This window comes from Agaribacillus sp. DX54 (assembly GCF_056858335.1).
This window is the reverse complement of the sequence record NZ_JBXEQE010000013.1, coordinates 40,196-55,068: the sequence shown is the minus strand read 5'-3', so window position 1 is coordinate 55,068 and position 14,873 is coordinate 40,196. Positions and strand designations below refer to the sequence as shown.

Sequence of the window (14,873 nt, the reverse complement as noted above, 5' to 3'; positions counted from 1 at the left end):
ACATTTTGAATTTTAAAATATCAAAACCTAATTTGAAAAAATTCAAAGGTAATCAGTTTAATACTTTTATTTGAATCGTCAAAAAGTGGGTATCAATTCGGATCAAAATAGTAAAAAGAAGGCTTCAAATAACCTTGCAAACTGGATTCAATTCAAAGGTGGAGATGACAAGGCATTTGCTTATTTGTATAAGGAATATTTCCATTCTCTTTATAATTATGGTACCAAGTTTACCGTAGACAAAGAGTTGGTGAAAGATAGTATTCATGACTTATTCATAAATCTCAGAAAATATCGTAGCACGCTCACTTCATTCACGCCGGATGAAAGTAATGCCGATCCTGTTAAATTTTACCTGTATCGTTCCTTTCGTCGCATTCTTGCTGGTAAATTATCCGAATCTCATCCTGCTTTGTTAACTGGCGATATCCCTGATAACTATCATTTCCAGGTAACCATATCTTTTGAAGAAAATCTAATCATATCAGAATCCCGCAACTGGCGTATTAATCAGTTGAACAAATCCCTGAAAAAACTCCCATCGCGACAGAAAGAAGCTGTGTACTTAAGATTTTATGAGGGATACTCTTTTCAACAGATTGCTGAGTTAATGGGTTCCAACAACATTAAATCAACACGCAGCCTTATCTACAAGGCCCTGGATAACTTGCGAAAACACTTAGAAATACATATTTCCGCGCTTGTCTTTTGTCTTTTATAGGTTACTGTTTTTGGGCATATAGGAGAACCCCAAAAACATTGTCAAATCTGTATTTTTTTAGGATAATAAGTGAATAAATCGCAAAAAAAATCATAATAACTTGAGTGTATTGTAATTTTTTCACAAGAAAAGGAGTTTTCTAAAAACTCTTTTCTTTTAATAAGTGAAGGTAAAATGTACTTGACAAATACTTGATGAAATATCAAAATTACTTGGCCAGTGACTTTATGATGGATGACTTTTTTGTAAGGTGGGTCAAAAATCCCGATCCGGATACGGATCTGTTCTGGAAAAATTGGCTTGCCATGCACCCTGAAAAAGCCGCCGAGACAAAATTGGCCCGGCAAATGCTGGAAGACTTAAACTTTAAAGTTGGACATTCTTCCCAGGAAGACTATCAGGAAGTTTGGGATAGATTGCAAAAGTCTTATCACCGGTACAAAGAACCCGTTCGGAAACATGCTCTGCCGCGGCCTAGCCGTAAATTCCAGTATTGGACTGCTGCGGCTGTCATAAGTATGGTGGTTGTATCCCTTTCGGTACTATTCTTTTCCATGTTTTCTCTTTACACGGGTAAAAACAAGTTCGAAACAACTTACAGTGAAGTTAAAACCATACAACTTTCTGATGGTTCTTATGTAACCTTGAGCCCTAATTCAAAGATTTCTTATTCGTTGAACTGGAATAGCGAGCAAGAAAGGGAGTTATGGCTGAAGGGTGAGGCTTTTTTCTCCGTGAAACATCTTAATAACCATCGGAAATTTATTGTTTACACAAATGATATCGAGGTAGAGGTGCTTGGAACAGATTTTAATGTAAACGATCGCGGAGAGGAAGTGAAAGTGGTACTGGAAAACGGGCAGGTTAATTTAAGGATTCCCTACCAGGATGAAACTACCGAAATTCTTATGCAACCCGGAGAAATTGTAAAATACTCTCCGTCCACTAAGAAAACGGTACAGAAATCATTAAATGATACCAAAAAATATACGTCCTGGAAGGATCGGATTTTGGTATTTAAAGGAACACCTGTTTCGGAAATTGTTCAAATTTTCAAGGATTATCATGGTTTAAATGTCGTTGTCAAAGATCCGGAAATAAATGACCGGGCATTTACAGCGGAAGTACCGGTTGAGGATGCGGATTTTTTACTGACATTACTATCTGAGTCTTTGGATTTGAAAATGACCATGATTAATGACACACTTGTAATTGCAAATAAATAAAAAACCCGACAATCAAAGATTCGGCCCTTTAAGTTGTCGGGATAATATAAAATGTTCAACCTTAAAATTACAAAATATGATGAAAATGTTACCGACATGCGGTAGAAATTTGCTAAGCGTAATTTTCTGTCTTGTACTATTCCAGGGTAATGGACAGAACATCTTGGCCTCCAGCAAGATATTTAGCCAGGAACAAAAGGAAGTGGATCAAAGGTCGCTTCAACTGATTCTGCAAAGGATTTCAACGAAATTCGATGTAAGGTTTGCTTATGAGGAAAAGCTTGTCAGAGACAAAGTGGTAGCAACCCACCAAAAGGTAGAAGTAGGAGATGATCTTGATGAGACCTTGAGAAAGGTACTTAAAGCTTTCAATCTGAGCTATAAGAAAATCAAAGAGGGATACTATGTTATTCAAAAGGCCGGGGCGTCAGATGATACCGTAAAAAAGATTCAGTCATCGCCTTTACAGGATGATGTGCAGAAAGATTTTCTCCCCGGAACGGGGCAGGAACCAGCCATAAAAGACAAATTACCGAGTCTGATTGAGAGGAGTATTTCCGGTAAAGTCACCTCCGATGTGGGAGAGGCATTGCCAGGCGTGAGTGTACTTGTAAAAGGGACAACAACTGGAACAGTGACAGACGTCAACGGCGAGTATAAATTAGAGGTCCCGGATGATGTGACTACATTGGTTTTTTCTTTTGTTGGATATCTTACCGAAGAAATTGAAATCGACAGCAGAACACAAATCGATGTTGTCATGATGCCGGATATCACCAGCCTGGCAGAGGTGGTGGTGATCGGTTACGGAACACAGAAAAAGAGTGACTTAACAGGTTCGGTAGGCTCTGTGAAATCGGATGTTTTGGTTGACAGACCAGCGGCTAGTGTGACCGAAGCTTTGGCCGGAAGAGTGGCCGGTGTGGATGTCGCCATGAATTCAGGAAGGCCGGGCAGTGCCACCAGGGTTCGAATCAGGGGTAATAATTCTATTAACTCCAGCAATGATCCTTTATATGTGGTGGATGGAATCATTGGTGTAGGGGGTATTGAGTTTCTTAATCCAAATGACATCGAGTCTATCGAAGTGCTTAAAGATGCATCGGCTACTGCGATTTATGGTGCCAGAGGAGCCAATGGAGTTATTCTTGTTACCACTAAAAGAGGGAGGGCAGAAGCCGCCACGATCAGTTACAATGGTTTCATGAGTGTTGGGAGGTTAGCCGGGAAAATGGATTTACTCAATGCGGAGGAATACATGCTGATAGACCGGATGGCCTTTGAAAACAGTGAAAAATTTGATCCTCAGGGCTGGGCACAGGGAAAATACCAGGAAAATGATCCTACTGATCCTTCGCTTTCAAATCTATTTGACGCAGAGGGTAACCCTTTGTATGACACGGACTGGCAGGAAGAAGCTACCCGGACAGCCATCACCCATAACCACCAACTGAGCATCAGGGGTGGTAGTGAAAACAATACCTACGGTGTGTTTCTGGGTTATATGAATCAAGAAGGCATTATCAAAACTTCTTTCCTGGAAAGGTTTAACGGCAGGCTTACACTGGACTCAAATACTAAAGAATGGTTGAAAATAGGTGGAAACCTGAGTTTCAATTCTTTTGAAGAAAACAGGATAGACGCCAATGTAGGAGGTCTCTCTGCGTTACGAATGATCTCGGAGGCCTTACCCATTATACCCGTGAGATATCCTGACGGTACATGGGGAAGTAACGCAGATTTCCCGGGCACCGAAGGTGGGGAGAACCCGGTAAACATTCTTATGAACCAGGAAGACCGGTGGACCAGGATGCAGGTTTTAGGTAACGCCTATTTTCAGATCGATTTCACCGATGACCTTTCTTTGAGAACAAGTATCGGTATTGACTCATGGCATAACAAACGCCGTTTTTATTCAGGTCGTGAGCTGAATTCACTTTCTGCCAACCAGCAAGGCATCGCATCGATCCGGAACTGGCGAACAACGTACTGGCAAAATGAGAATTATCTGACTTACGATAAGGAGATTAATGAAAAGAACAGTATTACGGTTATGGCCGGTTTGAGCTGGCAGGAATTTAAAAGAGAGTTTTCTTTTGCAGGTGCCGAAGGTTTTACTGACGATTTTTATCAATTCAATAACCTCGGTATAGGATTTAATCCCAGACCGCCCGCATCTGATGTCTCACAATGGAATTTGAATTCTTATTTTGCCCGAATCAATTATACTTTTAACGAGCGTTATCTTTTTACTTTAACCGGCCGGTATGACGGTTCTTCCAGGTTTGGTAGGAACAACAGGTATTCCTTTTTTCCTTCCGGCGCATTTGCCTGGCGGATTTCCGATGAAGGTTTTTTCGATAATTTGCGTGCTATTAGCAACCTTAAGTTAAGGACAAGCTACGGTATTGTCGGAAACACAGAAATTGGCGAATTTGAATCAATTGCCCGGTTAGGTGCCAATACTGCCATCTTTGGAGGAGAGCGGTTTCCCGGCACTCCTCAGAGCTCTTTGGCTAACCCTGACTTGAAATGGGAAAGAACGGAACAATTTGACATTGGGATAGACCTTGGATTATTTGACGGCAGGGTCGATCTTACCGCTGATTATTATATTAAAACGACCAAAGACTTATTATTGTCTGCACCGGTGCCATGGTCGACAGGTTTTTCTTCAGTGTTTAGAAACATAGGATCGGTAGAAAACAGGGGATTTGAATTTTCATTGATCACCAGAAATCTTACCGGGGAATTTTATTGGGAAACAGCCACTAACTTTTACCTTAACCGCAATGAAATACTGGCACTCGGAGAGCAAAACGATGATATCTTTCCGGGGCCATGGTTCTTAGGTCAGACAAATGTACTTCGAGTGGGTGAACCGGTTGGCTCTTTCTGGGGGCCAATAAGACTGGGAACCTGGGGTACTGATGAAGCGGCCCAGGCTGCTGAATTTGGCCAGTTACCAGGTGATCTTAAGTATCTAGACTTAAATAACGATGGTGTTATCAATGGGGATGACCATACCATTATTGGTAATAATAATCCCGAATGGACCATGAACATCGCCAATACTTTTCGTTACAAGGGATTTGAATTGATGTTTGATCTGCAATTTGTGCAGGGCGTGGATGTTTTTCTTATGACTAAACATTCTGTAGAGGATCGCCAAACTCTGGCCAACAGTTATGCCACCGTACTGAATGCCTGGACGCCGGAAAACCAAAATACGCCTATCGCCCAGGTCAGGAGGCCAGGGGCCGGTTATGACACCAACTCCGATACCCACTGGTTGGAAGACGGTTCATTTATAAGGGGTAGAAACGTGAGATTACTCTATAATTTCCCCCTTCCTAAGATCGAAAAATTAGGCTTGCAAAACCTTCAAGTGTACCTCAGTGGCCAGAACCTGTTTGTCATCACTGAGTTTACAGGCTATGATCCGGAGTTTTCCACTTATGGACAAGCTTTCTCACAGGGCATAGAATTTTTCCAGTACCCCAAGCCCAGAACCTTCACGGTAGGTCTTAATGTTACTTTTTAACACATCCAAAATTAGCCGATAATGAAAAGAATATTGATTTTATATATCGCCACCATCTTTTTAACCGGATGTGGTGATTTTCTTGAGGAGGAATTGCTTACTGATTTTTCCCCTGATAATTATTACACAAGGCCGGAACATGCAGAAACCGCTGTTAATGCTATTTACCCATGGATGCGTTCGTTTACCGATGGATCCGGAACCTTTGGGGCAAGCCCGTTTATGATGCTTGAATTTATTACCGGGAAGGCAGAGACGGAAGTCGGACAGAACATTTTCAACTTCAATCTGCAGGAACTTACTCATGATTCCAACCTGGAATATGGCAATGTTTGGTGGAGATCATGCTACAGAGGCATTGGATCCGCTAACCTGGCCATAAAGTATATACCGGATATCAATATGGATGAAAGCAGAAAACAGCTTTTGCTGGGAGAAGCCCGGTTTCTCAGAGCCTTCTATTATTTTCATTTGGTAAGGATTTTCGGTGATGTTCCGATGGTAACCGAACCCACGGAGTCGCTGGATGATATTTTGGCAGCGCCCAGCCCGGTAAAATCCATTTATGATGAAGTTATTGTTCCGGACTTGCTGGAAGCCGAAAGAAGTGGCTTACCCGCCATGAGTCCTGAAGGAAGGGTATCTGCCGGAGCTATTAAAGCCATGCTAGCCAAGGTATACCTGACTATGGCTGGTTATCCTTTACAGGAGTCAGATAAATACGCCTTAGCTGCAGCCAAGGCCAAAGAGGTCATCGATCTGAATGTTTATGACCTCTTCTCCGGCTATGATGAATTTAGAGATCCGGGTTCGGATAATACCGTAGAACATATCTTTATGACTCAATATGCACTGGGAATTGCAGAAACAGTGGTTCCAAACTGGCTATTGCCCAATTTCCGTGGCGTATCTATTTATACCGATGAATTCGGCAGCTTGTTCTCCACTCCCTCATTTTACAACAGTTTTGAAGACGGTGATAAGAGAAAAGAAGAAAGACAGTTTTTTTATACCTGGTTACCGGGGCATCCCTCTGACTGGGACGCCGGACAAGTACCGGATTCCATCAATTTAGGCAACTTTTATATTTATAAGTTCTTCGATGAAGAGGCCATACTAAATACGGCAAGATCTGAGAAGAACTGGCCTATTTTTCGTTATGCGGAAGTACTGCTGATCTATGCGGAAGCACAAAATGAGGCCGAGGGTTCACCCAACGGCTTAGCCTATGAGGCATTAAATGCCGTCAGAAACCGGGCTTTCGGACCCTCAGGTGAATTATCGGGACTGTCACAAGCCGCATTCAGGGAAGCGGTATGGAAAGAGCGGAACCATGAGTTATGTTTTGAAAACAAAATGTGGTATGACATGATAAGAACAAGAAAGGTGATGGACGATAATACCTCACAATTTGTCGATCTACTTGGCTATACCAATGTTTTTGGGGCGGTTTATCAGGAAGAAAGTTTACTTTTTTCCGTACCGCAAAGGGAGCTGGACAATAATCCGAATCTGAGATAATCATCATTAATTATGCCCCCAAGCCTCCGGATCTGTTTTTTGAAATAATCAGGAGGGTTGGGGGCTTTAGTGTAGCTTTTATTCATCCGGTTCCGCATAGCGCATTGCCAGTTGCACCCTTGTCTTGGCTTTATTGACGAGGACAATGTCATCCACATCTCCCAGGATTTCATCTATCAAGCCGTACTTTTGAGCCTCGAGGGTATTCATAAAGCGATCCCTGAGAAAGTCCCTTTCTATGTCTTTCCACGAGTGCCCCGTATGTTTTCCAATAAGGTGAAAAAGCTGCATCTGTATACGCTCCTGTTCACGGAAGGCAATTCCCACATCTTCGGTATAACCCTTGGCGCCACCACCGGTGGGATGCATGTGGATCGTAGCATGGGGCAAGGCAAAACGGTAGCCTGAGGCTCCTGAGGCCAGAAGGGCCGTTCCCATACTGGCTGTAACCCCCACTGCAGTCGTGTGCACAGGGGCCTTTAACATTTGCATGGTATCATAAATAGCCAGGCCTGCATAAACACTGCCTCCAGGGCTGTTAATGTACAGATTTATCGGTTTTTTATCGCTTTCGCGATTCAAAAACAGCAACTGCGCCACAATCAAATTAGCCGACTGATCTGTAACCTGAGAGCCCAGAAAAACAATGCGCTCTTTAAGCAACAAACTGTAGATATCATACGCTCTCCCGGAATGACTGTGCCCATCTATGACCATGGGTACTACCTGGGCAGAAGTCGAAAAATGTGGTTGCGAAGATGAATGTAATTTTTTATCTCGGTCCATAATTAAAAATGCGATTTATTTTCAGTCGGAAACGGGCTTTGTCAGGATGTGTGAACAAACGCTTTCTTACCCTTTTTAATTCCTTTCTCAATTCAGCCCTCCCATAGTATTTAATGGTTTGATAGGCTTCTTTCTGACTTTCCACCTGTAATTGAAAATGTGGATCGGTCGACAGCCTGGCCCTAAATGCAGTTAGTTCTGTGCCTGAAAGAATTCCTGACAGGTATTTTTCAATGATTTGGGGATCATGCAATGACGTTCTCATAGTGAAGATTTTTATCTTTTACCTGTTTTCTGACTTTTTCCAGGCATTTGAACTTTTGCACTGTTGCCGACCTGATGCCACTGAAGCCAAATGCTGTCGCAATTTCTTTCAGGGACTTGCCTTTGTAGTAAAATGCCTCTAACAAGGTCATACATTTTTTTCCGGCCATAGCCAGGTAATCTGCCAATCGAACGTTGGCTTCCTCAGGCTGATAGAAATCTTCCGGAATCTTTATCTCTGCTTCTATCCGGTTCATGGATATAAATCTGCGATCTTCTCGGAACTTCCGGATCCAAAGATGTTTTACAATCCCCAGCAGGTAACTGTCAACCGACGATTTGATGCCTTCCGGTTGTCCTGTAACTTTTTCATAGAGGACGATCAGAGCATCCTGGAAAACATCTTCGGCATCGAGTTGCGAACCGCCCAGGCTATGTACAAGACTGGCTACCGCAGGGAAGGCTTCTTCGTACAATCTTTCAAACGCCACCTCCCTGTTGGTTCGCAGTGATTCTGCAACTATTTTGGAAGCATAAGCCATATACTTTTGACCTTTTATTATTATAGTGCATAAAAAAAGGAATTATCACCGTCTTTTTTTAATTTTTTTACGGAAACCCTTCTGGCGCCAACGTCCGTAGCTGTTGCACAACGTTTTCGACAAAATCCTTTGTGTCTCTTGGTGTCCTTTTTCCTTGTCCGGGACTTTGCTTGAAACACAAATGTTGGTTTGTGTAAAAGCATGGAAACCACACAGGAAAAAGAATAAAAACAGCAGAAGCGATAAAATGGATTTTTTATGGGTGAATCAGTTTATAATTAATAAGAGTAGGGGACTTATTTGTATATTAGTGGGCAGATGGAGCAGTTAATTCATTTTATCAACAGATATACTACACTCGACAAAGCGGCTGAGAAAGCGCTCGGTGAAATGGCCAAACCGGAAAATTTGCAAAAAAATGAATTCCTGCTAAAGCCACGGCAGTATTGCAACAAACTATGGTTTATAAAATCGGGATTAATAAGGCGCTATCATGTCCGCAAAAACAAGGAACTCACCATTTGGATATACTACGAAAACCAGTGGGTCACCTCCTCTCAGAGCTTTTTTTATCATGAACCGGCCTCAGAGTATTTGCAGGCATATGAAAACTCCGAATTGATCAGCATTTCAGAGGAAGCCAGTCAGGCGTTGATGCAGTACCCGGCGATTCAAAAATTCAGTACCCGGCATTTGCAGGAAATGCTTGCCTGTACGGAGAAATTTGCACTGGAGTTTAATCCTTTAAGTGCCGGTGAAAAATATCAATACTTATTTGATCATGCCGCACCAATTATGAAAAGGGCCAAGCTGGGGCATATTGCTTCGTTGATGGGCATATCACAGGAAACGCTAAGCCGTATCCGGGCCCGGAATTAGATATAACTAATTCATAAATATTTGATATTCAATAATTTATGAATTACTAATGTAGCAGGCACCAAGACACGAAGAATTTTGTCGAAAACGTTGTGCAACAGCCATGGGATGTCAGCGCTAAGTTATTGTTATCATATATTTCATATCATAATTTCTTTTTTGATATAGGTCAAAAGATTTTTGGTGTGGGGTGTTGAAATTTGTAGCAGAAACATGAGTCAATCCTTAAACTTTGTCCATCCCGAAGCCAAAATCGCAAAAAATGTGGTCATTGAACCATTTTCCGTGATTTATAAGGATGTGGAGATTGGAGAAGGCACCCGGATCGGGCCAAATGCGACGATCATGGATGGGGCCCGGATCGGTAAAAACTGTCAGGTTTTCCCGGGGGCGGTCATTTCGGGTGTTCCGCAAGATTTAAAATATGAAGGGGAGGAGACGTTTACGGAAATTGGCGATAATACCGTAGTCAGGGAAGGGGTAACTATTAATAAAGGAACGAACGCAGCGGGAAAAACGATTGTCGGAAGTAATTGTTTGCTGATGAACTGTGCCCACATAGCCCATGATTCAGTAGTCGGTGATCATTGTATTATCGGCGCCTATGTGGGATTGGCAGGGGAGGTGGTTGTCGACGACTGGGCCATCATTTCAGGCACTTCTGCGGTGCATCAGTTTGTGAAAATCGGATGTCACGCCATGATTGCCGGTGGGGCTTTGGTCAGAAAGGATGTCCCACCCTATATCAAGGCGGCCAGAGAACCGGTTTCCTATTTCGGGGTTAATGCTATCGGACTCAGGCGAAGAGGATTTTCTTCCGGGAAAATCAGTGAAATCCAGGATGTGTACAGGATTTTGTTTCAACGGGGATACAATAACACCAATGCCATAAACCATATCGAGACAGAAATACCTCCTTCAGCGGAGAAGGATAGAATTTTATCTTTTATAGCCCATTCGAAACGGGGTTTAATACGGGGGTATGATGGTTAACAAGGATATTTCTGCAAAGAAAAATCGGATTTGATGGATTAAATGATACCTTCCAGGTTGTGTTTCCTCAGATAATTGACAGTACCTATTTCATGCGCTTCCTTTTTGAAACTATTGGGCGTTCTTCCGAATTGTTTTTTAAAACATTTGGAGAAGTATTTCGGATCATTAAACCCAACCATGAAGGCGGCCTCTGAAATGTTATAGCCGTATTTGGCAATGACCACTGCTGCTTTTTTAAGCCGTAGCAGGCGAACGAAATCGATTAAACTGTGTCCGGTAAGTGCTTGGCACCTGCGATACAATGAAGAATAGCTCATATGGAGTGTATCCGCCAATTCTTCCATTTTGAAATTAGCATCTTCTATTCTGCTGTTGATGGCAGATACAAGATTCTCCAGAAATACATCTTCCTGGGATTTTTCCATTTTCACCTCCGGACGACCGATGACTTCTTTTTTGTATTTGGAAATAATATGCTCCCTTGAAGCAATGATGTTATAAATCTTCAGCAAGAGTTCGTGTGTGTTAAAAGGCTTGTTAATATATTCAATGGCACCCGATTTAAGTCCGGAGATTTTAGAATTGGTAGAGTTCTTTGCAGTTAATAGTATAACAGGGATATGTTTGGTCAAATGGTCTTTTTGAAGGAGTTTGCACATTTCAACACCATCCATTTTGGGCATCATGATGTCACTAAGGATAAGATCCGGTACGTTGCTTTTGGCATAATAAAACCCTACCTCCCCATTTTCAGCCAGTATGACGTTGTATCGGTCACTTAACAGATTTTTGAGAAAAGCCTGTAATTCATAATTGTCTTCAACCACCAGCACTGTTTTCTTATGTTCTTCCTGCACCCCGGATTGAACAGGCGCTTGCTGTTCGACTGCCGCCATACCTACAGCATTGTGGCCCGTCATGATTCGTTCGGATTCGGCATAAGCATCTTCGCCAATAGGGAGTGTGACCGTAATTGTTGTTCCTTCGTCGGAGGTAGAGTTTACTTCTATTTTTCCCCGGTGCAGGTCAATCAGTTCTTTGGTGAGCGCAAGGCCGATACCGGTACCCTTGGTTCTCTTGCCAGTGTCGGATTGGTAGAACAGTGTAAAGATATTTTCGAGCTCTTCTTTGGCAATCCCCGGACCGGAATCTGTAATTGAGATTTTGATGGAGTTTTTTGAGTTTACTGGTACGGCATTTAACTGAATATACCCTTCTTCCGGGGTAAACTTAAAGGCATTAGATAGCAGGTTGTAGATAACATGCTCAATTTTGTCCCGGTCGTACCAGGCTTCTGTGAGGTTTTTGGGACAATTGCTTAAAAAGTCAATATGTTTAAAACGTGCCTGTTCCTTAAAAGAAAGGGCGATATTTTTAAGGTCTTCATACAGATTATTTTTGGTCACCAATAACCTCAACCTGCCCAGCTCCCTGTTTCTGATCGTGGTAAGCTCACGAGCGATTTTCGAAAGACGTTTGACGTTGTTCGATATGATGTCCAGCCGTTGTTTTAGCAACAGGTTGCCATCATTTTCAGCCCGTTTCAACATATCCTCTATAGGTCCCAAAATAAGGGTGATCGGGGTCTGGACTTCGTGAGACATCTTTGCAAAAAAATTCATCTTTAATTCATAGAGTTCATTTTCCTTTTTGTGACTTATTTTTTCGGCAAATAACTTTTTCCTTATGGAATACCATCTTTTTACTGCATATGCCAGTAATCCTAAAACAAACAGGTATAACAGGTGTGCCAGCGGATTGTTCCACCAGGGTTGTGCTATTTCAATGACAATACTTTTTGCCGGAATATCCCAAATGCCCTTTTTGGAGCCCGCCCTCACCTGAAAAGTATAGCTGCCCGGTGGAATGTTGGTATAGGTCGCTACACGTGTGGTTTGTGTAGGTATCCACTCGTCATTAAACCCTTTCAACCTGTAAGCATAAAAATAATTTGAACTTAAAATGTTATCGATGGCTGAAAACCTGAACGAAAATGAGGACTGATCGAACTTTAATTTTAGGTCGTCAGCATTATAGACCCCCGAACTGATTTGGTCAGGAATCAAAGAACGCGCAGGGCGGTTTAAAATTTCAATGTCGTTGATATGTAACCTTGCCGAGGATTCTTTTTTATGTATTTTTTTTGGGTCAAAATAATTGAGACCTTTGACCCCTCCAAAATATAAAAGCCCTTTTTGATCTTTAAAAGCACTTCTTGGAAGAAAAAAATCGTCCTGGAATCCATCGGTTTTATAATAGGTTTTTATAACGGAGTCCTCATCATTTAAATGGACCAGCCCGTTGTTGGTACTTATCCAAATGTTGTATTTGTTCTCAACAAGTATGGATTGTGCGACGGTATTGTCTAAAAGCTCTGACAAATCATATGTTTTGTCAGCGATGTGGAATTTCGATAGTTTGCTTTGGGAATCGATTAACCATAAAGTCCCGTGACCGTCTGCCGCCATACTCTTGATTCCGTAAGTCTTATTGTATTCTGCCTTTTCGTCGCAGTAAGTGTGTCTTGTAAAAGATGAATTTTGAAGGACGCCCGGGTCTTCATTGAACTCAAACAGTCCTCCCTTGAAATAGCCGAGCCAGAGGTTACCTTTTTCATCTTCGATCATACTTTCCAATATTGGTCCCTTCAACCCATGCGTATTGTTTTCAAACGATGCCAGCATTTTTCGATCACTTGAATACACATTGAGTGAAATATTGGAACCGACCCACAACCGCTGCTTTGAATCCCTGAAGATAGTTCTGACATCCGTAGCCACCTGTTGTTTTGAATTCAATATCGGGATGTGTTTAAACTTGTCCTTTTGCAAATCATAATGCCACAGCCCATTTTTATACGTGCCGAACCATATATTTGACCGGTCATCTTCGGCGATAGATTGTACATAAAACCCTTTATTTAAGCCATCATGATCAAAATATTGAGTTTCGGTAGAGGTGCCATCTGCGCTGGTGATGACTCTTGTGAGCCCTGAACCGTCAGTACCGATCCACAGCTCACCATTCAAATCTTTGTGAACGGACAGTACCCTTGAAGGGGTATTACTGGCGGAACCTTCATGATAGGCCACATTACTATCGAGGTTGGGCAAAATGTTTATGTTTCCATAATTTGTCAGTATCCACATGTTGTTGTGGCTATCTTCATTGATGTCCATGATGGTGTTGCTGCTCAAAGAGAATCTATTATTAGCATGGTGAGTAAACAGTTGAATCTGTCCATCATCAGGATTAACCTTATACAAACCTCCTCCATCGGTACCTCCCCAGATTACCCCCTGGCTATCACAATACAAGACGAGAAACAATTCGTTGGTAATATTGTAACGGTTACTACTAAAAATTAAGTCCTCTATAAACTGCCTGCTTTCAGGGGCATATACATACAGGCCAAAATTTTCAGTGCCTATCCAAAGATGTCCTTTTTTGTCAAATGTGATAACCAGTGATCCCGGATAATCTGTAAATGGACCACGGACTTCACCAATTTCCCCCGTATTCAAAGCATAAACAAAGACTTTTCCATTATTGGTACTTACATACAATTCATTTGAGCTACTTAACGCAATGCTTTGTATTTCCGTAAGGTTGGCGTCGACACCGTCGATAGTTGTAACACTGTCGATTTTTGACTCACCATATCTATATATCGTTCCCTTGTTGGTACTGAGCCATATGCCGTTTGCTGTGGTGTGGATCGTAGAAATCCCGGTTTTTAATGGTGGTATTATTTCTTCAAACCGTCCGGCTGTGTTGCGCCTCGAAACCATACCCTGGTAGGATAAAAACCAAATATTTTTGTTATGGTCGAGCATCATTTTTTTGATGCCATCACCGCGTTTCGTTCCCGGGAAAACCTTGTGTGTAGGAGTTAATATAAAGTTGTACCCATTGTATACATAAACTCCTGAACTCTGCGCCATCCAGATTTGTCCGAGGAATCCTTCCACACTAACAAATGGGGCAATGGTTTTCCCATTGTACGTGGGCACAATGTGCATAAAATTGGGTGAATCCTGCCCGATCAATAACAATGGATAAAACAAGAAGCAACCCACCAGTACGGAATGTTTCATGGAATTCATTTAAAATCTTTGTATGCCGTTACCCCAATGGCCCCTTCATGGGTAAAGATCCGCATAAAACTAAACCTGCTTTTTAAAAACAGCCCGGTTACAAAGATATCAATAAAATTTATTCTTAATGATCGGGATCCCATACCGGTCAAGGTATGTAAATTCGGCAAAAAGGGGTATAAAATTGTCATCGGGTGAAATTCCTTTAAAAAATCCACATAATCGCTTAAAACGTCAACCTTCTTTTAAAGTGAATGTGTCATTTTTAATCACTGATGAAAAATAACAGGATGTTCA

Annotated in this window: 10 protein-coding genes; 6 read left to right on the top strand and 4 right to left on the bottom strand. The window is 41.9% G+C overall.

Going from position 1 to position 14,873, the window contains the following annotated elements; all coding sequences use genetic code 11:
* Positions 1-70: 70 nt before the first annotated feature.
* From AC04NP_RS15130 to AC04NP_RS15115, 4 genes are all read left to right on the top strand, one after another.
* Positions 71-721, top strand: a complete 651-nt coding sequence (locus tag AC04NP_RS15130) for an RNA polymerase sigma factor (RefSeq protein WP_482860625.1) — start codon at positions 71-73, stop codon at positions 719-721.
* Between the two features lie 194 nt (positions 722-915).
* A complete protein-coding gene (locus AC04NP_RS15125) occupies positions 916-1,947 on the top strand; it encodes a FecR family protein (protein ID WP_482860624.1) in 1,032 nt (343 codons plus the stop codon).
* 76 nt (positions 1,948-2,023) lie between these two features.
* Entirely contained in the window at positions 2,024-5,491 is a 3,468-nt protein-coding gene (locus AC04NP_RS15120) for a SusC/RagA family TonB-linked outer membrane protein (protein ID WP_482860623.1), read from the top strand.
* A 21-nt stretch (positions 5,492-5,512) separates the two neighbouring features.
* Positions 5,513-7,012 (top strand): RagB/SusD family nutrient uptake outer membrane protein, encoded by a 1,500-nt coding sequence (locus AC04NP_RS15115; protein WP_482860622.1) that lies wholly within the window; start codon positions 5,513-5,515, stop codon positions 7,010-7,012.
* Positions 7,013-7,090: 78 nt separating this feature from the next.
* Here AC04NP_RS15115 and AC04NP_RS15110 read toward each other — a convergent pair whose 3' ends face one another.
* From AC04NP_RS15110 to AC04NP_RS15100, 3 genes are read right to left on the bottom strand one after another with little or no spacing between them, the layout of a single operon-like run.
* Entirely contained in the window at positions 7,091-7,798 is a 708-nt protein-coding gene (locus AC04NP_RS15110) for a ClpP family protease (RefSeq protein ID WP_482860621.1), read from the bottom strand.
* Positions 7,785-8,063 (bottom strand): hypothetical protein, encoded by a 279-nt coding sequence (locus tag AC04NP_RS15105; RefSeq protein ID WP_482860620.1) that lies wholly within the window; start codon positions 8,061-8,063, stop codon positions 7,785-7,787. Before AC04NP_RS15105 ends, AC04NP_RS15110 begins: the two co-directional genes overlap by 14 nt.
* Positions 8,044-8,604 (bottom strand): RNA polymerase sigma factor, encoded by a 561-nt coding sequence (locus AC04NP_RS15100; RefSeq protein ID WP_482860619.1) that lies wholly within the window; start codon positions 8,602-8,604, stop codon positions 8,044-8,046. Before AC04NP_RS15100 ends, AC04NP_RS15105 begins: the two co-directional genes overlap by 20 nt.
* 318 nt (positions 8,605-8,922) lie before the next feature.
* Here AC04NP_RS15100 and AC04NP_RS15095 point away from each other — a divergent pair, with 318 nt between their 5' ends.
* Together AC04NP_RS15095 and lpxA are read left to right on the top strand one after the other, a co-directional pair.
* Positions 8,923-9,483 carry a Crp/Fnr family transcriptional regulator gene (locus AC04NP_RS15095; protein ID WP_482860617.1) on the top strand — a complete coding sequence of 187 codons (561 nt, stop codon included), beginning with the start codon at positions 8,923-8,925 and terminating at the stop codon, positions 9,481-9,483.
* Between the two features lie 213 nt (positions 9,484-9,696).
* Positions 9,697-10,476: an acyl-ACP--UDP-N-acetylglucosamine O-acyltransferase gene (gene lpxA / locus AC04NP_RS15090; RefSeq protein WP_482860616.1), complete on the top strand. Its 780-nt coding sequence runs from the start codon at positions 9,697-9,699 to the stop codon at positions 10,474-10,476.
* 38 nt (positions 10,477-10,514) lie between these two features.
* Here the strand turns inward: lpxA and AC04NP_RS15085 are convergent, their stop codons facing one another.
* Positions 10,515-14,576 (bottom strand): two-component regulator propeller domain-containing protein, encoded by a 4,062-nt coding sequence (locus tag AC04NP_RS15085; RefSeq protein WP_482860615.1) that lies wholly within the window; start codon positions 14,574-14,576, stop codon positions 10,515-10,517.
* Between the last annotated feature and the right edge of the window lie 297 nt (positions 14,577-14,873).

Coding starts and splice junctions, on each gene's coding strand:
- AC04NP_RS15125 (WP_482860624.1), top strand. CDS start 916: ATGAAATATCAAAATTACTTGGCCAGTGACTTTATGATGGATGACTTT.
- AC04NP_RS15120 (WP_482860623.1), top strand. CDS start 2,024: ATGATGAAAATGTTACCGACATGCGGTAGAAATTTGCTAAGCGTAATT.
- AC04NP_RS15115 (WP_482860622.1), top strand. CDS start 5,513: ATGAAAAGAATATTGATTTTATATATCGCCACCATCTTTTTAACCGGA.
- AC04NP_RS15110 (WP_482860621.1), bottom strand. CDS start 7,798: ATGGACCGAGATAAAAAATTACATTCATCTTCGCAACCACATTTTTCG.
- AC04NP_RS15105 (WP_482860620.1), bottom strand. CDS start 8,063: ATGAGAACGTCATTGCATGATCCCCAAATCATTGAAAAATACCTGTCA.
- AC04NP_RS15100 (WP_482860619.1), bottom strand. CDS start 8,604: ATGGCTTATGCTTCCAAAATAGTTGCAGAATCACTGCGAACCAACAGG.
- AC04NP_RS15095 (WP_482860617.1), top strand. CDS start 8,923: ATGGAGCAGTTAATTCATTTTATCAACAGATATACTACACTCGACAAA.
- lpxA (WP_482860616.1), top strand. CDS start 9,697: ATGAGTCAATCCTTAAACTTTGTCCATCCCGAAGCCAAAATCGCAAAA.
- AC04NP_RS15085 (WP_482860615.1), bottom strand. CDS start 14,576: ATGAAACATTCCGTACTGGTGGGTTGCTTCTTGTTTTATCCATTGTTA.